General features: G+C 47.3%; 28 protein-coding genes. 18 read left to right on the plus strand and 10 right to left on the minus strand.

Going from position 1 to position 22496, the window contains the following annotated elements; all coding sequences use genetic code 11:
* The first annotated feature begins 24 nt into the window (after positions 1-24).
* A complete protein-coding gene (locus tag L3C95_RS03495) occupies positions 25-930 on the plus strand; it encodes a M28 family peptidase (RefSeq protein WP_236385248.1) in 906 nt (301 codons plus the stop codon).
* Here L3C95_RS03495 and L3C95_RS03500 read toward each other — a convergent pair.
* Positions 870-1544: a hypothetical protein gene (locus L3C95_RS03500; protein WP_236385250.1), complete on the minus strand. Its 675-nt coding sequence runs from the start codon at positions 1542-1544 to the stop codon at positions 870-872. The two genes, L3C95_RS03495 and L3C95_RS03500, sit on opposite strands and share 61 nt — an antisense overlap.
* A 63-nt stretch (positions 1545-1607) precedes the next feature.
* Here L3C95_RS03500 and paaA point away from each other — a divergent pair, with 63 nt between their 5' ends.
* Genes paaA through nadD form a run of 5 tightly spaced genes read left to right on the plus strand, consistent with a single transcriptional unit; the run spans position 1608 to position 4921 of the window.
* Positions 1608-2612 carry a 1,2-phenylacetyl-CoA epoxidase subunit PaaA gene (paaA, locus tag L3C95_RS03505; protein ID WP_236385251.1) on the plus strand — a complete coding sequence of 335 codons (1005 nt, stop codon included), beginning with the start codon at positions 1608-1610 and terminating at the stop codon, positions 2610-2612.
* 41 nt (positions 2613-2653) lie between these two features.
* Entirely contained in the window at positions 2654-3022 is a 369-nt protein-coding gene (locus L3C95_RS03510; RefSeq protein ID WP_089829587.1) for a 1,2-phenylacetyl-CoA epoxidase subunit B, read from the plus strand.
* 13 nt (positions 3023-3035) lie between these two features.
* Positions 3036-3791, plus strand: a complete 756-nt coding sequence (gene paaC, locus L3C95_RS03515) for a 1,2-phenylacetyl-CoA epoxidase subunit PaaC (protein ID WP_236385267.1) — start codon at positions 3036-3038, stop codon at positions 3789-3791.
* A 12-nt stretch (positions 3792-3803) separates the two neighbouring features.
* The gene (paaD, locus tag L3C95_RS03520; RefSeq protein WP_236385271.1) at positions 3804-4295 is read left to right on the plus strand and encodes a 1,2-phenylacetyl-CoA epoxidase subunit PaaD; all 492 of its coding nucleotides are present in this window, start codon (positions 3804-3806) and stop codon (positions 4293-4295) included.
* A gap of 56 nt (positions 4296-4351) precedes the next feature.
* Complete coding sequence (gene nadD, locus L3C95_RS03525) at positions 4352-4921, plus strand: nicotinate (nicotinamide) nucleotide adenylyltransferase (protein ID WP_236385273.1); 570 nt, start codon at positions 4352-4354, stop codon at positions 4919-4921.
* 1 nt (position 4922) lies between these two features.
* On the opposite strand, the gene L3C95_RS03530 is transcribed toward nadD, so the two are convergent.
* Positions 4923-5957, minus strand: coding sequence for an AI-2E family transporter (locus L3C95_RS03530; RefSeq protein WP_236385275.1), 1035 nt, complete (start codon positions 5955-5957; stop codon positions 4923-4925).
* A gap of 258 nt (positions 5958-6215) precedes the next feature.
* On the opposite strand from L3C95_RS03530, the gene L3C95_RS03535 reads away from it, so the two are divergent.
* From L3C95_RS03535 to L3C95_RS03545, 3 genes are read left to right on the plus strand one after another with little or no spacing between them, the layout of a single operon-like run.
* Positions 6216-6413: a YtxH domain-containing protein gene (locus L3C95_RS03535; protein ID WP_236385278.1), complete on the plus strand. Its 198-nt coding sequence runs from the start codon at positions 6216-6218 to the stop codon at positions 6411-6413.
* A gap of 24 nt (positions 6414-6437) precedes the next feature.
* Complete coding sequence (locus tag L3C95_RS03540) at positions 6438-6887, plus strand: hypothetical protein (RefSeq protein ID WP_236385279.1); 450 nt, start codon at positions 6438-6440, stop codon at positions 6885-6887.
* 31 nt (positions 6888-6918) lie between these two features.
* Positions 6919-7287, plus strand: coding sequence for a hypothetical protein (locus L3C95_RS03545; RefSeq protein WP_236385280.1), 369 nt, complete (start codon positions 6919-6921; stop codon positions 7285-7287).
* Between the two features lie 6 nt (positions 7288-7293).
* Here L3C95_RS03545 and L3C95_RS03550 read toward each other — a convergent pair whose 3' ends face one another.
* Positions 7294-8283 carry an SPASM domain-containing protein gene (locus tag L3C95_RS03550; protein ID WP_236385284.1) on the minus strand — a complete coding sequence of 330 codons (990 nt, stop codon included), beginning with the start codon at positions 8281-8283 and terminating at the stop codon, positions 7294-7296.
* Positions 8284-8464: 181 nt separating this feature from the next.
* Here L3C95_RS03550 and L3C95_RS03555 point away from each other — a divergent pair, with 181 nt between their 5' ends.
* The gene (locus L3C95_RS03555) at positions 8465-9232 is read left to right on the plus strand and encodes a glycoside hydrolase family 25 protein (RefSeq protein ID WP_236385287.1); all 768 of its coding nucleotides are present in this window, start codon (positions 8465-8467) and stop codon (positions 9230-9232) included.
* Between the two features lie 14 nt (positions 9233-9246).
* Positions 9247-9525 (plus strand): hypothetical protein, encoded by a 279-nt coding sequence (locus L3C95_RS03560; protein WP_236385289.1) that lies wholly within the window; start codon positions 9247-9249, stop codon positions 9523-9525.
* An 80-nt stretch (positions 9526-9605) separates the two neighbouring features.
* On the opposite strand, the gene L3C95_RS03565 is transcribed toward L3C95_RS03560, so the two are convergent.
* Positions 9606-9818: a hypothetical protein gene (locus tag L3C95_RS03565; protein WP_236385291.1), complete on the minus strand. Its 213-nt coding sequence runs from the start codon at positions 9816-9818 to the stop codon at positions 9606-9608.
* A 511-nt stretch (positions 9819-10329) separates the two neighbouring features.
* Between L3C95_RS03565 and L3C95_RS03570 the strand changes: the two genes are divergently transcribed.
* The gene (locus tag L3C95_RS03570; RefSeq protein WP_236385292.1) at positions 10330-10518 is read left to right on the plus strand and encodes a hypothetical protein; all 189 of its coding nucleotides are present in this window, start codon (positions 10330-10332) and stop codon (positions 10516-10518) included.
* Between the two features lie 136 nt (positions 10519-10654).
* Here L3C95_RS03570 and L3C95_RS03575 read toward each other — a convergent pair whose 3' ends face one another.
* Positions 10655-11077, minus strand: coding sequence for a YybH family protein (locus L3C95_RS03575; protein ID WP_236385296.1), 423 nt, complete (start codon positions 11075-11077; stop codon positions 10655-10657).
* An 80-nt stretch (positions 11078-11157) separates the two neighbouring features.
* Between L3C95_RS03575 and L3C95_RS03580 the strand changes: the two genes are divergently transcribed.
* From L3C95_RS03580 to L3C95_RS03590, 3 genes are read left to right on the plus strand one after another with little or no spacing between them, the layout of a single operon-like run.
* Positions 11158-12348 (plus strand): DegT/DnrJ/EryC1/StrS family aminotransferase, encoded by a 1191-nt coding sequence (locus L3C95_RS03580; RefSeq protein ID WP_236385299.1) that lies wholly within the window; start codon positions 11158-11160, stop codon positions 12346-12348.
* A 9-nt stretch (positions 12349-12357) separates the two neighbouring features.
* Positions 12358-13086, plus strand: coding sequence for a 3-deoxy-manno-octulosonate cytidylyltransferase (gene kdsB / locus L3C95_RS03585; RefSeq protein WP_236385300.1), 729 nt, complete (start codon positions 12358-12360; stop codon positions 13084-13086).
* Positions 13087-13109: 23 nt separating this feature from the next.
* Entirely contained in the window at positions 13110-14186 is a 1077-nt protein-coding gene (locus L3C95_RS03590; protein WP_236385302.1) for an iron-containing alcohol dehydrogenase family protein, read from the plus strand.
* A 65-nt stretch (positions 14187-14251) separates the two neighbouring features.
* Here L3C95_RS03590 and L3C95_RS03595 read toward each other — a convergent pair whose 3' ends face one another.
* The gene (locus tag L3C95_RS03595; protein ID WP_236385305.1) at positions 14252-15490 is read right to left on the minus strand and encodes an MFS transporter; all 1239 of its coding nucleotides are present in this window, start codon (positions 15488-15490) and stop codon (positions 14252-14254) included.
* Positions 15491-15602: 112 nt separating this feature from the next.
* On the opposite strand from L3C95_RS03595, the gene L3C95_RS03600 reads away from it, so the two are divergent.
* A complete protein-coding gene (locus L3C95_RS03600; protein WP_236385307.1) occupies positions 15603-16343 on the plus strand; it encodes an NYN domain-containing protein in 741 nt (246 codons plus the stop codon).
* A 65-nt stretch (positions 16344-16408) separates the two neighbouring features.
* Here L3C95_RS03600 and L3C95_RS03605 read toward each other — a convergent pair whose 3' ends face one another.
* The 4 genes from L3C95_RS03605 to L3C95_RS03620 form a co-directional block, all read right to left on the minus strand.
* A complete protein-coding gene (locus L3C95_RS03605; protein WP_236385310.1) occupies positions 16409-16552 on the minus strand; it encodes a hypothetical protein in 144 nt (47 codons plus the stop codon).
* Positions 16553-16623: 71 nt separating this feature from the next.
* The gene (locus tag L3C95_RS03610) at positions 16624-18603 is read right to left on the minus strand and encodes a thiamine pyrophosphate-dependent enzyme (RefSeq protein WP_236385311.1); all 1980 of its coding nucleotides are present in this window, start codon (positions 18601-18603) and stop codon (positions 16624-16626) included.
* Between the two features lie 10 nt (positions 18604-18613).
* Complete coding sequence (locus tag L3C95_RS03615) at positions 18614-18961, minus strand: phage holin family protein (protein WP_236385314.1); 348 nt, start codon at positions 18959-18961, stop codon at positions 18614-18616.
* 45 nt (positions 18962-19006) lie between these two features.
* Complete coding sequence (locus tag L3C95_RS03620; RefSeq protein ID WP_236385316.1) at positions 19007-19933, minus strand: hydroxypyruvate isomerase family protein; 927 nt, start codon at positions 19931-19933, stop codon at positions 19007-19009.
* 173 nt (positions 19934-20106) lie between these two features.
* Between L3C95_RS03620 and L3C95_RS03625 the strand changes: the two genes are divergently transcribed.
* Positions 20107-21078 carry a formylglycine-generating enzyme family protein gene (locus L3C95_RS03625; RefSeq protein ID WP_236385318.1) on the plus strand — a complete coding sequence of 324 codons (972 nt, stop codon included), beginning with the start codon at positions 20107-20109 and terminating at the stop codon, positions 21076-21078.
* Positions 21079-21197: 119 nt separating this feature from the next.
* A complete protein-coding gene (locus tag L3C95_RS03630) occupies positions 21198-22484 on the plus strand; it encodes a Gfo/Idh/MocA family protein (protein WP_236385320.1) in 1287 nt (428 codons plus the stop codon).
* The last annotated feature ends 12 nt before the right edge of the window (positions 22485-22496 follow it).

Raw genomic sequence — 22496 nt, forward strand, 5'->3', positions numbered from 1 at the left:
TATTGCAGTATAACCAGATCAGGTATGAAAATACTCATCTACAGCTTGCTGCTCTTATCGACTATCAGTATACATGCGCAGTCAATAGACTCAACCCAGTTAATAAAAGATATACAGACCCTTTCTTCAGACAAATATGAAGGCCGGATGGCCGGCACACGTGGTAGCCGCCAGGCCCAGTTCTATCTTATCGGGCGTTTTAAGCAGATAGGATTGTCTCCCTTCCACAATACGTATGAATATCCCTTTTACTTTAAACAGGGGGAAAAGCAGATCATGGGTACTAATCTGTTCGGATTTATTAAAGGTAAATCTGAATCTGCCATTGTCGTCACGGCGCATTATGACCACCTGGGAGTGAAAAGCGGTAGTCCGGCCGACAAAGACAGTATCTATAACGGAGCGGATGATAACGCCTCCGGAGTGGGTGGCCTGTTAGCACTGATGGCTTACTATAAAAAACATCAACCTGAACATACCATGATCTTTGTAGCGTTTGACGGTGAGGAAGAGGGCCTGCAGGGAGCGAAGGCCTTTGTGAAGCAGCCACCTGTGCCTGTAACGCAGATGGTGTTGAATATCAATATGGATATGATAGGCCGGAACGATAAGAACGAATTGTATGTCTGTGGATTAACCCAGTTTCCCGAACTGAAAAAATACGTAGATGATGCGGTCAATACCGGCGGACAGGTAAAAGTGCTTTCCGGTCATGATAAAAAGGAGGAGGGGTCCAATAACTGGATCAACCAGAGCGACCATTATGAATTCTATAAGTTAAAGATCCCCATGCTTTATTTCGGTGTGGAAGACCATCCGGATTATCACCAGGTATCGGATGAGTTCAAAGGCATCCAGCCATCTTTCTATTACCAGGCGGTGTTAAAAGTGCTGACTGTCCTGCAGTCTGCGGATAAAGGTGTTAAATGAGGCGTAAGGGCGCCTTCCAGTGTTAGGGTGGCCAGGGCTTCTCCTATGGAACGTTTCCAGTTTTTTTGGGCGGCCGGGTCTTGTCCGTGATTGGTGTCGCGGTCGTATGCTTCCTGCAGCTTGTTCATTTCCCGAAAGGACTCAATATATTGATACTGAATGATGCTGTCGAAATCTTCAACTGTCAGCTCCATATTTTTAATACGTTGCTGGAACCTGAGGGCCACCAGCCAGGTGATATCAAAATGGAGTTGCTCATGTTCCAGAGCGTAGGCGTCCCGTGCAAATGATTTTACCCAGGAAGCGCTCTTTACAAAGAATACCTGTAAAGTGAGGTTGATCTGCAGGGTATCTTTCCGCTGGAGACTGCTGCCTTCATAGGCAAAGCTCGTGTAAGACACCGCCGCACTGGGGCCGCGAAGGGGAGGAGTAGCCTTAAAGTCGGACCAGCGTAGTTTCCTGTGAGGTTGATAGAAAAGACTGTCGGAGTTAGGATCTTCCGGCCGCCTGTCTGGCGAGAATACCACTTTTATAACAGTAGCAGGAGGCGTTTCCTGCAAAGACCTGACAGGAAACAGGAAACAACACCATATGAGCTGAAGGAATAAAAACATGGCACCTCTTCAGAGTTAAAGGTACATTTTTCGTAACTTACGATCTACCAAAACAATCGCACTATGTACGGTGGCGGATACATTTTCGACGAACCCAACAGGAAGCAGCAGCGGGAAGAACAGTTGCATGATGATCCTGAAAAACTGGCCGCGTTTGAGGCGCGTATTGCCAGAGGGGAAAAAATTGAACCGGGCGACTGGATGCCGGCGGAATATCGCAGACAGCTTATACGACTGATCGAACAACATGCACATTCCGAAATAATAGGCGCGTTGCCGGAAGGCACCTGGATCACCCGGGCGCCGGGCTTTAAACGCAAGCTAGCGCTCATTGCCAAGGTGCAGGATGAGGTAGGACATGGACAGTTGCTGTATAACGCAGCAGAAACGCTGGGCAAATCCCGTGAAGCAATGATCAATGATCTGTTGAGTGGGAAGTCAAAGTATTCCAATGTCTTTAACTACCCGGCCAAAACCTGGGCAGACGTTACGGTGATCGGGTTCCTGATCGATGCGGCGGCCATCGTTAACCAGGTAGCCAATTCCAAAGGCTCCTACGGCCCCTATTGCCGGGCGCTGGAAAGGATCTGTTATGAAGAGAGCTTCCACCTGAAACAGGGGCATGATGCTTTCATCGAACTGGCAACCGGTACGCCGGCGCAGAAGGAGATGCTGCAGGATGCGCTTAACCGTTGGTGGCAGCCCATTATGCATTTCTTTGGTCCGCCGGATAAAGCCTCCAGCCACAGCGAAAAGCTGATGCAATGGAAGGTAAAGATGGCCAGCAATGACGATATGCGTAACCAGTTCCTGGACGCCTATGTTCCCAAGATATGGGAGCTGGGACTAACACTCCCTGACCCACTGTTAAGAAAGAACCCGGATACAGGGAAATGGGAGTATTCCGATCCGGACTGGGACCTCTTTTTTGAAGTGATCAAAGGGAATGGTCCCTGCAATAAAGAAAGACTGGATGTAAGAAAATGGGCAGAAGAACATGGCCGCTGGATCAGAAAGGCCCTCATGCGCCCTGAAGAAATGGAACGCAGTGCGCTTCCGGTGGCATAAAGCCATCTCCACGTAATTGTTATAATGTAGTACCACGATTTATGAATGACTCACTAGATCCACGTGTTAACCGGCTCAGGTTAGATAAGAATGACGGCTCCTTCAAAGTAGAAGAAGGAGAGAACTGGAATGTATTTGAAGTATTTCACCAGGAAAAAAGAGGGGCGCACCATGAACATGTAGGTTGTGTACATGCCCCCGACGCCAATCTGGCGCTGATCTTTGCCAAGGAACAATTTGGCCGCCGCAAGAAATGTGTGAATCTGTGGGTAGTACGCAGTGCTGATATACTCGCGTTTGACCTGGAAGATGAAGACATGTTCGCTAACAACCCGGACAAAACTTACCGGGATGCCAGCGGGTTCAAAGTCATGGAAAAGATCAATAAGTTTAAAGCACACACAAAATAGTCCCCACATCCCAATGCAATTACAACAAGCTATACAGGAACTGATCACAAAAATGGCAGATGATGAACTGGTGATCGGGCATCGCAATTCTGAATGGACCGGCCTGGGGCCGGTTATGGAAGAGGACATCGCATTTTCTTCTATGGCACAGGATAAGATAGGCCACGCATTGGCACTCTACCGCATACTGGAAGAACATTTCGGAGGCACAGACCCAGACCAGTTTGCGTTTCTCAGGAATGCGGAAGACTTCCGGTGTTGCCACTTCGTGGAAATGCCCATAGACACGTATGATTTCAGCCTGATGCGGCACTTCCTCTTTGATCATGCGGAGACAGTGAGATATCAGGCGCTTGCACAAAGCAAGTTTGCGCCTTTTCAGCACCTGGCTGGAAAAGTGAAGGGTGAACTGAAGTATCATACACTGCACGCAGACGCGTGGATTATACAGCTTTGTACTGCCGGAGAAGATAGCCGTGAACGTATGCAGGCAGCACTGGATAATAGCTTCCAGCTTGCAGGCGGCATTTTTGAGCCCGGACCCGCAGAAGACCTGCTGATAGCGGAAGAGATTTATCCGGGAGAAGCGGGTTTATATGAACAGTGGCTCAGTCACATATCTCCTGTCATAGAGAAAGCGGGCCTGGTCTTGCCGGAAATGACAGCCCCTGTATACGGAGGCCGTAGCGGCCGGCATACCCCGCATTTACAGCAGTTACTGAATGAGATGGGAGAGGTATTCCGTCTCGATCCTGAAGCAACCTGGTAGAAATAAAAAACTATGCAAACGATAACAACAATGCAGGCGGTATATCAATCGCTGGAGCACGTCATGGATCCGGAAATTCCTGTATTAAGTGTACTGGAACTGGGAATGATCACAGACGTTAAAGTGGATATAGAAGGCGTACACATTAAGATGATCCCTACCTTTGCGGCCTGCCCTGCAGTAGATATCATTAAGGAAAACATTAAAAATGCCGTTGAGCGGGATCTCCAGATGCCGGCATTTGTAAGTGTGGATAAGGAAGTAAACTGGAACAGCAACCGGTTGACAGCCGAGGCAAAAGAGAAGCTGCGCGATTTCGGTATTGCCCCTCCCGGCCGGCATGAAGGAGACGTGAGTATGGACATGCTGATCAAAGTAACCTGTCCCCATTGCGGAAGTGAAAATACCTATTTACGTTCCCCCTTCGGGTCTACCCTCTGCAGAGCCCTGCATTTCTGCCGGCAATGCGGAATGATGTTCGAGCAGTTTAAGCCACTCTCGTAAGCACATATATCACATTTCCTCATTATTGATTACATTCACGCTCAAAAAACAGGGGCATGAAGATAGGCTTGTATTTTGGGTCCTTTAATCCTATACATACCGGGCATCTGATTATAGCTAACTATGTGGCATACAATACGGACCTCGATAAAGTATGGTTGGTGGTATCACCGCAAAACCCTCTAAAACCGGCAGGATCATTACTAAATGAGCATAACCGCTTTCACCTGGTAGAACTGGCCATTAAGGATGAACCCAAGCTCAGGGCCAGCAACATTGAGTTTTCCCTGCCGAGACCCTCCTTCACCATCGATACACTCACCTATCTGACTGAGAAATTTCCTACACAAGAATTTACCATCATCATGGGTAGCGATAGTTTCCAGAACATCACGCGCTGGCGTAATTATCAGCAGCTTATCAGGAACTATCCTATTTATGTGTACCTGCGCCCGGGACATGAAGTAACTGAGACGCACGGGGCACGGGTAGAAATATTGAAAGCGCCGATGCTGGATATTTCGTCTACTGACATACGCAAGTGGATCCAGGAGGGGAAATCCATCCGTTACCTGGTGCCTGACAATGTGGTGGCATATATCGCAGAGAATAACTATTACCGGTAAATCACCGCTGCACCCGCACTTCCCGTTTTTTGGTCAGGAACTCGTTTGAGTAAATATCCAGCAGGAGTATGAACATGGATATAAGCAGGGGACCGAAAATCAGCCCGATAAACCCAAAAAGGTTCACACCTATCAACACCCCGAAAATGGTAATCAGGGGGTGTACATCACCGATCTTCTTCGCCAGTATCAGGCGGGATAAATTATCAGAGGTACCAACTACGGCAAAACCATATACCAGCACGCCGATGCCCTGCCATGTCATATTGGTGGCAAGGAGGTAAACACCCATAGGCACATATACAGCAGCGGCGCCAACAACAGGCAGCATGGCGGTAAAACATGTCACTGCAAACCAGAACAGGGGTTGGGGTACCTGAAAAATGAAATAACCGAGCAGTGATACGATACCCTGTATGACCGCAATCAGGGGAATTCCCACCGCATTGGCAATCACCAATTTATGGAATTCAGTCCCAAGCCTTAACACATTCTCGTCTTTCAACGGAATATATTCATATAACCAGGCCTCCATTTCCCTACCGTTCACCAGCATAAAGTACAGGATGAAATAGAGTATAGCGATAGCTGTTAGTGTGTTAAAAGTGGCACCCAGCAATCCTGGTAAAACAGAAGTAATGTATTCCTGCAGCCTTTCCAGTCGCACCTGCGAAAGGATATCTATGTTGGTAGAAGCCTGTATCTTGTCATTGATTGTTTTAAGGCCGGCAATCAGCTCTGAAGAATGCGTAACAGCATAACCAATTTTGTCGGTAAGCATGTTTATGAGCATGCCAAAAGGCAGCAATATAATTATAAATGACATGAACATTAGTAGCGCAGCAGCAAGGCTTTTGCGCCACTTCCGGTCTTCCACTAAGCGGAACATGTATTTCCTGCTGAGGATATACATGGTGATAGCGCCAAGAAATCCGGGGAAAAATGTATACAGTTCCCGGAAGAGTATATATGCCAGCAGTACAATGATCAGCAGAAAGCTGACTTGTTTAATTCGCTCGTTATCTATTACGCCCATGAGGTTGAGAGGTTATCTGTCAGTGAATATAATTAATCGTGCAAAAAGAATACCGTTCCCTGCAATAGTACCGGCTGGTATAAAGTAAACCAATCTACCACATAAAGTGTTTAATCAGAGCAGGTTGCCGGATACTTTCCGAGTCAGCGTAATATTTTATTAATAGCAATTACGGAAAGATTATAATTATTGGAATAGTGTTTGTAATCTGTACAGTACGATTTATAACCATTGTTCATCTTTTAAAACTTTTATTTTATGGCGAACAGCAGTTCAAAAGCAGTTGTGTCATTCATTGTTGGTGCCGCAGTAGGTGTGGCTGTAGGTTATTTACTGAATACTGACAAAAGAGACGAACTCGTAGAAAAGCTGAGATTTCAGGCAGATAAATTGAAAGACAAGTTTAAGAAAAGAAAGGAGCACTTTGAAGATGCTCTGGAAAACGAGATGGCGTAAACCCTTGTCACAAAAAATATTTGCATGGAAGATAATTTCAGCAATTACTTCAATCAGACGGGCAAGGTAGCCAAGGAATATCTCGAAACTCGTTTAGACCTGATTAAACTCCAGGCAGCAGGAAAGCTATCAAAAGCCTTAGCGCTTTTCTTTTCATTGATACTGGCTTTCCTGCTGTTCTTTTTTGTTATCGTATTCCTTGGTATGGTGCTTGGCTTCTGGATAGGCGAAATGACCAATAGTTTTACCATTGGGTTTTCTTGTTCTGCGGCCTTGTTCATAGTGTTGCTGGGCATTCTGCTCATTTTCCGTAAACCGCTGATCCAGGTTCCTCTATCTAATATACTAATTAAGGAGCTAATGAGTGAGATGGATATAGTATATGATGAAGAGGAGGATAAAGGTCAGAAGAAGGAAGCAGAAGCCGATGGCAAAAAGATTGAAGAGGAAGAAGAATTGTACGAACAATTATAACAATTGAAAGATTAGTGATAAACCTTTACACATGCCCAAGGTGAAAGTAACAAACGGAGACCTGTTACAGAAGGAGATAGCCCGGCTGAAAAAACGTTCCCGCGCACTGGAAAATGAGCTAGGAGACAGGGTCCAGTATTTTAAAGGAAATTATGGGAAAATGGCATTGAACTCTGTGCTTCCCGGCAGCACCAAACATAGTGCGATGTTGGGTGTGGCAGGGCGCATTGCGAAGGTTGCCTGGCAAAGCGGCAAGTTCAAATCCTTTACTACCAGCGCCCTGATGACAGCATTAGAGTTTGCGGGGGTACGGCTGGGTATGAATCTTTTCGATAAGTTCCGCAAAAGCCGCAGCAAAAAGAAGAAAGCCAAAGCTGCGGCCGAGAAAGAAGAAGATTAAAGATTGTTATCCCCAAACCTTTGTTCCCTCACTGCAGTTAGCACAAATATCAATATTCTTACGGCCTTGCTGGATCTGCGTCCGGAAACGGATATACTTATCGTTATGCCATAACTCCTTCAATGATTCCTGTTTAAGATCGCCCAGTTTGTGCTGCGCGTCTTTATCGAAACAGCATGGCACTACCAGACCGTCCCAGGTAATTACGGGAGAATGCCACAGACGCCAGCAGTGATTGCCCATTTTGTTCTTGATGGTATAGGTACCATCGTCATTCCTGTGATAACGGCTGTACTTATCAATAGTCGGGATCAGGCGGTTACCTTCTTCATAATCGTATACCTGGGCAGTCTTAAAGCGAACTTCATCCACACCGATTTCCTTTGCCAGTTGCTTTATATCCTCAATCTGATGCTCATTTGGTTTTACAACCAGGAACTGGAAAAAGACAAACGGCGTTTTTGAGTTCAACTCTTTTTTCCATTTTACGATATTCTTCGCGCCCTGTATCACTTTCTCCAGGTTACCGCCCACACGGTACTGCGTATACACGTCCTGTGTTGTACCATCAATTGAGATGATCAGCCTGTCCAAACCGCTTTCCACTGTTTTACGGGCATTCTCTTCCGTGAGGTAGTGAGCGTTGGTAGAGGTGGCGGTATAGATACCCTTTGCATGGGCGTATTTAACCATCTCCAGGAAGCCGGGATTGAGGAAGGGTTCTCCCTGGAAATAAAATATCAGGTATAAAAGCTCCTTATGGATCTCGTCTATTGTTTTTCTGAAGAAGTCCTGCTGCAGCATGCCGGTAGGGCGGGTAAAGGCTCTTAATCCGCTGGGGCATTCAGGGCATCTCAGGTTACAGGATGTTGTCGGCTCAAATGATACCGAGATAGGGTAACCCCACTGAATAGGTTTGCCTGTCCATTTGCTTACAAAGTAGCTGCTTAACACCTTGGCGGCGTTCCAGCCGCGGCGCAGCGTAAACTTGGACATCAGATTGAGGGTATCATTTAGATTAAATTCAGGCATAACAACATCACTTATTGTTGTAAAAATAAGATATCTATACCGGTTATGTATAATAATAATTATACTTGCTGTGAAATTGGGAAGAAGATTGAAAATGTGAGCATTAAAAGCCGTCACTCTATTGCGAAAGCCGAATAAATAAAAAGTGCCAAAACTCCGAATTAAGAAATCCAGGCGTTTAATTTTCGCCCTGTTATTCCTCCTATGTCTGACATTTGGAGCCTGGCTATGGTGGCGGGAGAGAGAGGAAGCCCTGAACTTTGTCAGGTATGAAGAATTTGGGATCGACATGCCGGTAAACTACTCCATTCACGGGATTGACGTGTCAAAATTCCAGAAAAACATCAACTGGTCGGCGGTGGAACAGATGCAGGTAGACCGTATTCATATCTCCTTTGCGTTTATTAAGGCAACAGAGGGTATTACCCGTCAGGATGCCTTATTTAAGCAGAACTGGCAAAAGGCCAAAAAAGCCGGTATTGTCAGGGGGGCATACCATTTTTTCTATTCTACCCGTGACCCGCTGAAGCAGGTGATCAATTTTCAGAATGTCGTGCAGCTCGAGTCCGGTGATCTTCCACCCGTGCTGGACATAGAAGTACATAATAATCAACCTCCGGCTGTGATCAGGTCTACTGCCAGGATCTGGCTGGAAGAGATGGAAAAAGCTTATGGTGTGAAGCCGATCATCTATACCAACATGCACTTCTACGAAACATATCTTGGAGAGGAATTTGACCGGTATCCTTTATGGGTGGCCCACTACTATCAGAAAGAGCGGCCATCCACACAACGCCACTGGCTGTTCTGGCAGCACAGCGATATCGGAAGAGTGAATGGGATCTCTACAACGGTCGACTTCAACGTTTTCAAAGGAGACAGCCTGGCGCTTCGTAAATTGTGCCTCCCTTAACATAATAAATTCACATGGAAAATCAGGAACCACAGCAGGACAGAAAGGAACAATTCGATATGAGGATCGTGTACTATTTTGTCAGGATCATGCGAACGGTGTTCCTTGGATTTTTCTGGATGCTGGTGAACGTATTTCTGGGCTTATACCTTGGGTTTGCTATACCGGAGGAATCTACTCCCGGCAGGATGATCTTCTTTTACACTTTTCTGGTGCTTTCACTGGCAGGCTACCTGTTCATAGTCAGGAAAATGTGGAAGAATGCCGGCCACGTGCAGGATAACTATGACTAAAAAAGAAGTGATCAATTATAGCATCACTCCTACGGGCTTTTGGCCCATATGGGTAACATATAATTGATCACTTTACGAACCTACAGCAATGTGGACTGCTGCAAATATGCTTGTTGCATACCTTTGATAATGCGGGCAACATCTTCCTGCGACTTGCCGGTTTTCCGTTCAAGTCTGCTATACAGCTCCCTCTCTTTACCTCTTTCAAACACTAAATCTTCGTCTGAAAGTTCAGTGAAACGCTGCTTGAGCAGTTTCTTCAGTACCGACCACTGGTATCCCCGGATGTTCATAGTAGCATATTTATTTGTTATAGAATTTATATTGTAGATTATCCAAGTTGCCAATTTTCGATTTCTCGTCCGTGTTTTGCGTCAGGGTAACTGTACACTATTGCTGAGGTATAACTATCATGGTTATCAACACGGCTGGACGATAATATGTTCAATATCTATGCCATTAGCAGGGCTCTGAAAGTTAAAGCAATGTTAGTCTTTTAACCCGCTATTCCTTTGCAGTATTGAGTTTGGACAAACTATATTATAATATTGTTAATGGGAGGGTTGCTAAAAAAGTGCTAAAACGCATCAGACGGGCAAAAGTGCAATCTATTGCACCAAACGCGACTTCTGCCGCTTTGTGGAATGCGCTGCACATCCATTACAACGGTTTGGGGTGCCTTGTGTGGAATGGTTTACTCATTACTGCTGTGTAATGCGTAATTGGCAAGGATTTAACGCATGGAACAGACTTTGCAACGTATTAATTGAACGATGATACGATAACAACCTTAAACGGAATATTATGCTAAGCGAAAAAGAATCCGGAAAGGATAAAAAGCCTTCCGAAGAATATGAGCAGAAAGAACAGCATCCCGTTGAAATTTTAAAAACAGATAAAGCAGATAATACTCGCAGTCCACTGCATGCAGACCTTTCAGAGAAACCCGAGGAAGAAAATGCAGCAGTGCGCGATCAGGATACTAAAAACTAAGTCGTTACCATATTTTTTTATTGATTGACCTCTTGACACAATATGGTATTTCCTACGGAGGAAAAAACGATTAGTAACATTCTTCTTTAATGTTGTGGTGTATAGCAGGCCGTCCCATTCATGGGATGGTTTTTTTTTAACTACTATGGTCAGCAATGATCTTCCAGCTTCCTTTAATGCGTTTAATGATCAGCGAGAAGTGCCCCTGCAGATCACCTATTGTTCTTTGGAGGTGCCATTTGCCTACCACAAAATAGATATCCGCTGCCAGGGGCTTCATTTCCAGTATATTGAAGACCAGTTTACCCATAGCTGCCGTGTCTGGATATGATTTCCGGTAGTTATCCAGTGTGGCCTGCCAGCCGTAGGTGGCGCCTCTCTTACCAATAAATATCAGGGAATCCGACTGCCAGTAAGTAGTCATAAAGGCGTCCAGGTCGCCCTGGTTCCAGGAGGCGGTTTGTTTAGCCAGTAAAGCCCTGATAGCAGACTGCTGCTGTTGTGCACGTACGGCCGTAAACGGAGTTGCCAACAGGATAAGGAACAATAATAAACGCATGGTAATTTTTAGTAAAAGATAAACAGTTTTTGCGATGCAGGGCAATCTGATTATACTACCTTTGCAAAAATCAACAACTTATGCCCGGATATGAATTTTTTGGCCCGGAAGAACGCAAAGAGATAAACGATGTACTGGAAACAGGCATTTTTATGCGTTATGGCTTTGATGGTCCCCGTAAAGGTATCTGGAAAGCCAAAGAACTCGAACAGGCCATTTCTGAAAAACTGAACGTAGCCCACACCCACCTGGTATCCAGCGGTACCGCCGCCCTTACAACAGTTATGGCAGCATTGGGAATCGGCGCCGGGGATGAGGTGATCATGCCCACCTTCACATTTGTGGCCAGCTTTGAGTGTATCTTTTCTGTAGGGGCAACGCCTGTCCTGGTAGATGTGGACGATACCCTGACACTGGACCCTAAAGCTGTGGAAGCCGCTATTACTCCCCGCACCAAAGCGATAATGCCCGTACACATGTGCGGCGCCATGGCTGACCTGGATGCGCTGAAGGCTATCTGCGACAAACACAATCTGATCTTACTGGAAGATGCCTGCCAGTCTTTTGGCGGTAGCTATAAAGGCAAAGCGCTGGGAACCATCGGTCATGCCGGTGCATTCTCTTTCGACTTCGTAAAAACAATTACCTGTGCAGAAGGTGGCGCTGTTGTAACAAACGATAAAGACATCTATCTAAAATGTGATGCATATGCCGACCATGGTCACGACCACATGGGAGTAGACCGGGGCGCTGACCTGCACCCATATATCGGGTATAACTACCGTATCTCCGAACTGCATGCTGCTGTGGGGCTTGCCCAGGTGCGCAAGCTGGATACCTTCCTGGGCATCCACCGGAAAACAAAAAAGATCTTCAAAGATGCCCTGGCTACTGTACCAGGCGTAACTTTCCGCCGTCTGCCAGATGCTGATGGTGACAGCGCAACCTTCCTGGCCTTTTTCCTGCCGGAAGAAAGTCAGGCACGCGCCGCTGCTGCTGCGATGAAAGCTGCTGGTTTACCAACATTCTACTGGTATGACAACAACTGGCACTATATCCGTAACTGGGAGCATTTCAAACAAAGCACTGTGCTTTTCCGCTTTGCACCGGGACTGCAGCAGGCAATGGAACTGTACAAGGTAAAGCAGTTCCCTGTGTCAGACGCTATCATGAGCCGCTGCATTTGTACGCCTATCAGCCTTAGCTGGAGCGACGAAGAAGTTCAGCAGCGGGCTGAGAAATTGGTGAATGCAGTAAAGAGCGCCCTATAAAAGATAAGCATGAAGAAAGTAGCCTTGATTCCCGCCCGTTATGGGGCTACCCGTTTCCCGGGTAAACTGATGGCTAAGCTGGGAGGTAAATCTGTCATTCTGCGTACCTACGAAAGCACCGTGAACACAGGCGTGTTTGACGAGGTAATGGTGGTGTGCGACAGCGAGATCATTTACAATGAAATTGTGAATAATGGCGGTAAAGCCATCATGAGCAAAAAGGAACATGAATGCGGGACCGATCGTATAGCAGAAGCTATTGAAGACCGTGCGGATGTTGATATCGTTGTGAATGTACAGGGCGACGAACCCTTTACCCAGAAAGAGCCGCTGGAGAAATTGCTGAAAGTATTCGAAGGAGAAGAAGGTAAACAGGTGCAGGTGGCATCCCTGATGCAGGTACTGAAAGACCAAAAATCTATCGAAGACCCAAACTATGTGAAGGTGGCGGTGGATAAGAAGTTCAATGCCCTTTTCTTTTCCCGCTCTGTCATTCCTTACCCGCGCGACAAGAACATCCAGACCGTATATTATGAGCACATCGGGATCTATGCATTCCGCAGACAGACGCTGATGGATTTTACCAAAATGCCGGTAAGTCCCCTGGAAGCTGCGGAGAAAATAGAATGCCTGCGCTACCTGGAAAATGGTATTCCCATGAAAATGGTAGTGACAGAATATATGGGTGTGGAGATCGATACGCCGGAAGATCTGCTGAAGGCGGAAAAATTACTGTAATACTAAATCATTAAACGACTGAGATGAAATTCAGGAACTTTAAAATGGTCGATTATGTGGTGTTTGGCCGTGGTGCGTTTGACCAGCTTGATGAGATACTGGCTCCCCGCCGTAAGGGCGATGCGCCAATGATATTCTTTGTAGACCATTTCTTCCAGGGTAATGAAGCCTTTGCCAAACGTATTCCCCTGAGAGGTAAAGATAAGATCGTATATATCGATGTTACTGATGAGCCGAAGACCAAATATGTGGATAAGGTAAGAGATGAGCTGAAGGCGGAATTTGGTGAAGTAAGCGGCATCATTGGTATTGGCGGTGGTTCTGTAATGGACATGGCCAAAGCCGTAGCATTGATGATGAAGAACCCTGGTTCTTCTGCTGATTACCAGGGATGGGACCTCGTAAAAGTAGCCGGTGTGTATAAAGTAGGTATTCCTACGCTCTCCGGTACGGGGGCTGAAGTAAGCCGTACCTGCGTGTTGACCGGACCGACCCGTAAACTGGGAATGAACTCTGACTTTACGCCATTTGACCAGATCGTACTCGATCCGGACCTGATAAAAGGTGTACCGGTAAACCAACAGTTCTACACAGCGATGGATTGTTATATCCACTGTATCGAATCTTTACAGGGTACTTACCTGAATGCGTTCAGCCGTTCTTACGGTGAGGAAGCACTGCGTCTCTGCCAGGAGATCTTCCTGGAGAAAAATACCTGGGATGATGATGCAGACGAAAAACTGATGATGGCGTCTTATGCCGGTGGTATGAGTATCGCCTATTCACAGGTAGGTGTGGCACATGCCGTGAGCTATGGCCTGTCTTACCTGCTGGGTACGAAACATGGTATTGGTAACTGTATCGTGTTTGATAAGCTCGAAGAGTTTTATCCGGATGGAGTGAAGGAGTTCAAGCAGATGGTGAAGAAGCATAATATCGATATCCCGCAGGGTATTACCAAGGGCCTGTCTGACGAGCAGTTCAATGCTATGATTGACGTTTCTCTGGGAATGGCGCCACTGTGGGAGAACGCATTGGGTAAAAACTGGAAGGAACAGATGACACGTGAACGCCTCCGTGCATTGTACGAGCAGTTGTAATAAGGGAAGAAATCACTACTTATAAAAAAGCCCCCTGTTTGCTGCAGGGGGCTTTTTTATAAAGCTTATGGCAGGAACCTTCTGATAGGAACGGGCGCCCGCATATGAACAAAACGCCACATGATCTGCAGGCGGCGGTTGTGATAAATAAACAGTAGATAGAGGGCCGCCATCAGGGTCACGACTGCTGTACAAAAGAACGTGACAGGGAAGAAGCGGGCATCATTGTGATAGACAAAGGCTGACAGGTAAGCGCCCAGGCCGATGCCGGCTTCCATCGCAATGTACATTGTAGCCAGTGCGCGGCCTTTGTGCTGCGGATGGCCCAGGTCGATAGTCCAGGCGGTAATGGCGGGAGAGTTCATCCCGACAGAAACTCCATAAACGACAGCCGCCGTCAGCATCATTGCCGGCGTGTGTGCTATGGCCAGCAGGAAAACGCCGATGGCCATGGTAATGGTGGATATCTTCAGAATAGGTACGCGGCCATATTTGTCAGACACCTTACCCGCCAGTAAGCGGATACTGATGGAAGCGGCGGTAAAGAAGGTAAAGAACAAGCCTTTATTCTCAATGCCCAGATAGGTACTGAAGTCCGGAATGATGGTGAACAATACGCCATAGCTGAGATATGTCAGGAAGATGACGATCACAGGCGCCAGTACCAGCGGCTCGAATATTTCAGTTTTGCTGATCTTCAATGTGGATAAACGGAAGCGCTGTTTGTCCTGTAAGGTTTCCCGCATGCCGCCCACCAGGATCACGACAGACAATAAGGCAAACACTGCAGATACCTGGAACATGATATGTATGTCCCAGTGGTTAGTGATATAACCCCCGATAGCTGGTCCCATAGCCAGACCTATTGTGCTGAACAGGCCAACCATACCCATGGCTTCCGCCCTGCGGGTGGAGGGCACGATGTCGGCAACATAAGCGGCGGTACCGGTCGGTTTAAAGCCGGTAGAAAAACCGTGAAAGAAGCGGAGTAATAAAAAGGCGCCTACAGAGCTGACCAATGGGTACAAAAGGCTGCACACCACACACACCAGCGAGCCGAAGATCATCACTGGCACACGACCGATCGTATCTGTCAGTTTTCCGCTGAAGGGACGGGACAAGCCGGCCATTAGCGTAAAAAGCGCAAGTATATATCCTTTGTAATCCTCACCACCCATCCGGGTCAGATAGGCAGGCAATTCCGGTAGCAACATGTTAAAGCTGGCGGAAAACAGTGCATTGCTGAGGCATAACATTATAAAATGGAAGGTGTAAATTCTCCCGGGCAACTGATCCTGTTCCATACCGCAAAGTTACAATAAAGGGCAGAACCCCAGCCGGTTAATGGGAAAAATACAACTTATATTATTTATCGGCCGGGCGGTAGTAAATTTGCATACACCCCAATCTACAGGTATGGAAAATAAAGAGCTCCGTTTGGCAGTCCTCATCGATGCAGATAATATTCCGTACGCCGGCGTAAAGCCCATGATGGAAGAAGTGGCCAAGTACGGCATCCCGACTTTCAAACGGATATATGGAGACTGGACGAAACCTACCCTGACCGGCTGGAAGGCGGTCCTGCTGGATAATGCCATTACCCCTGTGCAGCAATACAGCTATACCAGCGGCAAGAATGCAACAGACTCGGCTATGATCATTGACGCCATGGACATTCTTTATACCGGGCGGGTGGACGGCTTCTGCCTTATCACCAGCGACAGCGACTTTACACGTCTGGCAACCCGCCTGCGGGAAGCGGGAATGCGTGTGTTCGGACTTGGAGAAAAGAAGACGCCCAGCGCTTTCCGCGCTGCCTGCGACAAATTTATCTACCTGGAGATCCTGGCCGATAATGGTAAGGAAGCGTCTACCAAACGGAAGGCAGACAAGGGGAATGGTAAAGCCATCAGTAAGGCCGATAAATATGTGATCAACCTGCTGGCGTCCAGTATTAATGATATTGCAGATGAAGATGGCTGGGCCTACCTGGGAGAGTTGGGCAACCTGTTGCTGAAGAAACAGCCCGACTTCGACGCCCGTAACTATGGGTATAACAAACTGATACAGCTGATTAAAAGCTTTGAGGATTTCGAAATAGATATCCGGGAAAGCAGCCGTAAAATGGGGAAGCTGGTATACGTCAGAGTAAAATAAGACATAAAAAAAGCTGTTCTACCTTGGAGTAAAACAGCCTTTTTAATATCTTAATAAGTTGGATACTAGCGCTTAGCGTATTTGATAGCTGCGTAGAGGAACATTAACGCAAACAGGATAATAACTGCATAAGTCAGATAATGGGCAATCTTGTCTCCCGCTCTGTAAAAATCGGTAGTCTCTACGTTATTAATTACTTCAAGCAACATAAAAATGATGTTTAGTGGTCCGGGCTGCAAGTTAGCGCATTCTGTTTGAAAATCCCAACATACGTACCCGTCTAATAGTTCGTGAGTTGCTCTATATATTGATGCAGACGTGATTTAGCCAGGAAATTTTTCTCCAGTGGTGCGGCGAACGGAACCGGGGTATCCAGTCCTGCACAGCGCAGTATGGGTGCATCCAGCAGATGGAAGCAATGTTCTGCTATCCACGCACTGATCTCTCCTCCCAGGCCACCGGTGAGCGTATCTTCATGAAGAATTAATACTTTGCCGGTAGCGGCCACTGCTTCCCGGATGGCGGTATAGTCCAGCGGTAATAAAGTACGCAGGTCAAGTATATGTAGTGATACGTCCGGGTGTTGCTGTACATATTCCAGCGCCCAGTGTACGCCGGCGCCATAAGTGATGATGCTGACATCTTCTCCTGCCCGTACAAGGCTGGCCTTCCCGATCTCCGTAGTATAAGGTGCTTCCGGCACGGGGCCGCTGATACTGCGGTAGAGTGCTTTATGCTCGAAGAACAATACCGGATTGGGATCGGCAAATGCCGCAAGCAATAATCCCTTGGCATCTGCCGGGGTGGCGGGATATACTACTTTCAGCCCCGGTACATGTGTGAACCAGGCTTCGTTACTCTGGGAGTGGAAGGGTCCGGCGCCAACACCTGCCCCTGCGGGAAGCCTGATCACGACATCGGCGGTCTGTCCCCAGCGGTAGTGGATCTTTGCCAGGTTATTGACGATCTGGTTGAAGCCGCAGGTTACAAAGTCGGCAAACTGCATCTCCACCATACTTTTATATCCCATAAGGGAGAGTCCAAGTCCCGTTCCTACAATAGCGCTTTCACACAAAGGCGTGTTTCTCACTCTTTCCCTTCCATACTTTGCCAGAAAACCATCTGTGATCTTAAACGCTCCGCCATATTCCGCAATATCCTGTCCCATTAATATGAGGTTGGGATGCTGTACCATGGCCTGGTCCAGTCCTTCGGAAATAGCGTCGATGAATCTTTTATCATGAACGGCACTACCAGCCGCCGGTGAGACCGGCGCGGGGGCAGGGGCATAAATATCCTTCAGCTCATCCGCTTCACTGACCGGCGGAGATACAGCTGCCAGCGCGGTATTTATTTCCCGGTCTATTTCCTGCTTCAGTGCCTCCCGGATATCGTGAATGTCTTGTTCGTTGATAAGTTGCAGATAGGATAAGAACCCTTCGAAATGCTGGATGGGGTCTTGTTTAGCCCATTCCTCCAACAGGGCAGGAGGGACGTATTTAGTGCCGCTGGCTTCTTCATGGCCTCTCATGCGGAAGGTCATCGCCTCTATTAATACGGGCTGTTGCTCCTGCAGGGCATGACGTTTCGCTTCCTTTACGGCATGATATACTTCCAGGAGATTGTTGCCGTTAATACGCATGCCGCGCATGCCATATCCGGCGGCTCTTTGTACGAGTTGTTCACAACGGTATTGTTCTTCTACCGGTGTACTCAGTCCATAGCCATTGTTCTCTATCAGGAAGATGACGGGCAAATCCCATACAGCCGCCACGTTCAGGGCCTCATGGAATTCGCCCTCACTGGTACCGCCTTCACCGGTAAAGGCCAGGGATACCTTGTGTTCTTTTTTTAATTTATGTGCCAGAGAAATGCCGTCAGCAATAGAAAGCTGTGGTCCCAGGTGGGAGATCATACCACAGATATGATGCTGCCGGGTGCCGAAGTGAAAGGAACGTTCCCGTCCTTTGCTGAATCCCAGCGGACTGCCCTGCCATTGATGGAACAGCTGCTGTAACGGTAGCTGCCGGGCAGTGAATACACCGAGATTTCTGTGCAGGGGCAGGATCCACTCGTCGGCGTCTAACGCTAAAGTGGCGCCTACAGCAATGGCTTCCTGACCGATGCCGGAAAACCATTTACTGACTTTTCCCTGTCGCAGCAGCAGTAACATTTTCTCTTCAACCAGCCGCGGATACAACAGGGCTTTATAAAAAGTCAGCAGCTCCCCGTCACTGATATGTGCACGTTCAAAATACATGGTATTAAGCTCAATCGTTATCGCCTCCCGCAATGCTATGCATGATACCACTAACAACGGTGAGGACCAGGCTGAATATCAGCGCCCACCAGAATCCGTCCACCTTGAATCCTCTTACAAGGTTGGACGCGAGCAGTATAATAATAGCATTGATCACTAACAGGAACAATCCCAGTGTAAGTATCGTAGCAGGAAGTGTTAGTATTATCAGTATTGGTTTCACCAACAGGTTCAAGATAGCTAATACTAATGCGAGCACAAGGGCAGTCGTAAAATCCTTGATAGTTACACCCGGCAACACGTATGCAGAAAGCATAGCTGCCAGCGCCGTTACAAGTAAGCGGATGAGAAAGTTCATGTAATGAAATTTTTTGGGAAGGTAACAAATTGGAGCTATACCGGCTTACAGAAAATCATCGCTTTCTCTGTAAGCTTTTATCAGGGCCAGTTCACCCTCTTTGCCTGGATTGGCGTTGCCGTGCTCCATGCCCAGCACACCCTTGAAGCCTTTTTTATGTAAGTGCTTGAATATGTTCTTGTAATTGATTTCGCCGCTGGTAGGTTCTTTGCGACCCGGATTATCACCGATCTGAATATAGGCTATCTCGTCCCAGCACAGGTCCATGATGGGAATCAGGTTGCCGGTATTGCGCTGCATATGATAGATATCGTAAAGGATCTTACAGCTTGGACTATTCACTGCTTTACAGATGCCATAGCTTTGTTCTGCTGTACGCAGGAACAGGTCAGGATTGTCACTCAATGGCTCCATAACCATGATCAGTCCTTCTTTTTCCAGTACGTCTGCTCCCATACGAAAAGCCTCGATTACATGGGCGGTTTGTACACCAATAGGCAGATTTCTTTCAAAATAGCCAGGTACCACAGTGGCCCATTTGGCATTTACACGTTTAGCCGTTTCCAGTGCCTGCTTACATACCTTTACAAAAGCATCCTTAAACTCCTGCTTACCAGTGGTGAGAGATACTTTCCAGTTGTCTCCGGCATCTATCACAAAAACGCCCATCTGCATACCGAGCTTGCTGAGGAGCTTTCCGACCTTTTCCTGTTCTGCCGGATCGCGTTTCATCAGCCCATTGTCTTCTATGGCACGGAAGCCCTGGTCATACATAAACTGGATCTGGTCTAAAAAGCTGGCGCCCGCGCTGTTTTTAAACATCCCGTCGTGGGGGGCATAGTTCAGGTTAAATGTCTTACCTGCAGATTCCGGGTTTGTGAGATCATTGTGCATCGCTGCGGCTGTGTTGCCGATAGCCAGCGTGGATAGTCCCGCTAATGTGCTTTGCTGAAGGAATTTTCTTCTTTCCATAACGTTCCAAGGGTTGATTGCATGAATGTTAAATGTAATCGCTTTTTGATTCTGTTGCAAGGGGAGGAGAGGAAAAGTGTAGAATTGACGCATCTTCAACAGAAAAACGTTGCATTCCATTATTTGATTTAATAAATTCACAGCATTACAGGTTTTATCTTTCAAGAAGTGTTATGAAAAACAGACTATTGGCGTTATCGCTGGGAACTATGCTGACCGGCACTGCCTTCGCACAGGAAACTATCAACCAGCCGTTTACCGCGTATGAAGAGAAGTTGCCCGGAACTACATTCACATTTAAAATGGTGCCTATTCCGGCCGGGGAGGTCACAATAGGAAGTCCGGAAAGTGAAAAAGGAAGAGACGCCGACGAAGGCCCTCAGAAAAAAGTGAAGATCGCCGCCTTCTGGATGGGCGCATACGAAGTGACCTTCGAGCAGTATGACGTATATTCTGATCCGGAAAAAGACAAAACTCCCATTCCTGATGGCATGACACGGCCCAGCCCTCCTTATATAGATCTGACACTTGGCATGGGGAAAGTAGGAGGTTATCCGGCTAACAGTATGAGCCAGTATGGCGCACTGATGTACTGTAAATGGCTCTATGCGAAAACTGGCGTGTTCTACCGCCTGCCTACAGAGGCTGAGTGGGAATATGCCTGCCGTGCAGGCGCAGCTACAGCCTATCCTTTCGGCAATGATGTATCAAAACTGAAAGAGTACGCCTGGTATGCCGCCAACAGCGATAACAAGTATCATAAAGTAGGAGAGTTGAAACCCAATGCCTGGGGACTGTACGATATGCTGGGAAACGTAGCAGAATGGACGCTGGACCAATACGATGAACAATACCTTCAGCATGTGTCAGATACAGACCCATGGAATAAGCCAACAGCCAAAACGCCGCGAACCATCAAAGGAGGAAATTATCATGATGACGTGGCGATGCTGCGCAGCGCCAGCCGCCTGAAATCTGATCCGAACTGGAACCGCCGGGACCCACAGATCCCTAAGAGTTACTGGTGGAATGCTGACGCACCCTTCGTAGGCTTTCGTGTAGTCCGCCCGCTGAAGCAGCCTACAAAGGAAGAGGCCGAACAGTTTTTTGAAGACGTCATCGATCAATATAAAGGCGCCAGATAAGCCGGTAAAAAATTGCTGTATTACAGCTTAGTAGATATCCCCCACATTAACTCATAAAAAACTCTATCATGCAACAGGAAGAACTAAATCAATTCCACGGAAAAAACCGCAGAGACTTTATGAAACAATCGTCTCTTTTAGCCGGCGGACTGCTCGCGGCTCCTATGCTGTCACAGGCAAACTTCTTTTCAGGCGCAGACAATGTTATCAAAGTAGCCCTGATTGGCTGCGGCGGTCGCGGTACCGGTGCTGCTGTGCAGGCGCTCAGTACAAAAGAAAATGTGCAGCTCGTGGCAATGGCGGATGCTTTTGCTGACAGGTTGAACGCCAGCTATAATAATATCAAAGACGAAGTTGGGGATAAGCCCGGCCGTCTGAATATAAAAGAAGAACACAAGTTCGTAGGTTTTGACGGCTATCAGAAGGCCATCGCGCTCGCTGACGTTGTCATTCTGGCAACGCCTCCGGGTTTCCGCCCTATCCATTTTGAGGAAGCGGTTAAACAGGGGAAACACGTTTTCATGGAGAAACCTGTAGCTACAGATCCGGCAGGTATCAAAAGAGTACTGGATGCGGCGGAAGTGGCAAAATCAAAGAAACTGAATGTGGTGGTTGGCTTGCAACGTCGTTACCAGACCTCTTACCGGGAAATGTACAAACGTTTCCAGGACGGCATAATCGGCGACGTGGTGTCTATGCAGGTATGGTGGAACCAGGGCGCATTGTGGGTAAGACCACGTAAACCTGAGTATACGGAAATGGAATACCAGATGCGCAACTGGTATTATTTCAACTGGCTGTGTGGAGATCATATCGTAGAACAGCATATCCACAATATTGATGTTGGTAACTGGTTCATGAACGATTACCCGGTAACCGCGGTAGGAATGGGCGGCCGTTCCGTACGCACCGGCAAAGAGTTCGGCGAGATCTATGACCACCACTTTGTGGAATATCGTTATGGCAATGGCGTAGTGATGAACAGCCAGTGCCGGCACTGGAAAGATTCCGACAGCAGGGTAGATGAAGAGATCGTAGGTATAAAAGGCCGTATGCTGATGGATAAGGCAGTGATCAAAGATCATAAGGGAAAAGTGCTTTACCAGTTTGACAAGAAAAATGAGAACCAGCCTTACCAGGCGGAACACGATGAATTGTTTGCCGCTATTGCCAAAGGTGAATACAAGTTCTGGGATACGGAGAGGGCCGCTAAAACAACGCTGACGGCTATCATCGGAAGGCTGGCTACCTATTCCGGACAGACTATTGCATTTGACAAGGCACTTAATTCAGGTTTGAACCTGCAGCCGGCTACTTATGCATTTGATGCAGCACCTCCGATAGTACCGGATGCATCTGGTAACTATGCTTATGCAAAACCGGGTATCACTAGATATTTTAGCTAAGGCGTAGTATAT

The sequence above is a fragment of the Chitinophaga filiformis genome (assembly GCF_021646545.1).
Taxonomy (GTDB): Bacteria; Bacteroidota; Bacteroidia; order Chitinophagales; family Chitinophagaceae; genus Chitinophaga; species Chitinophaga filiformis_A.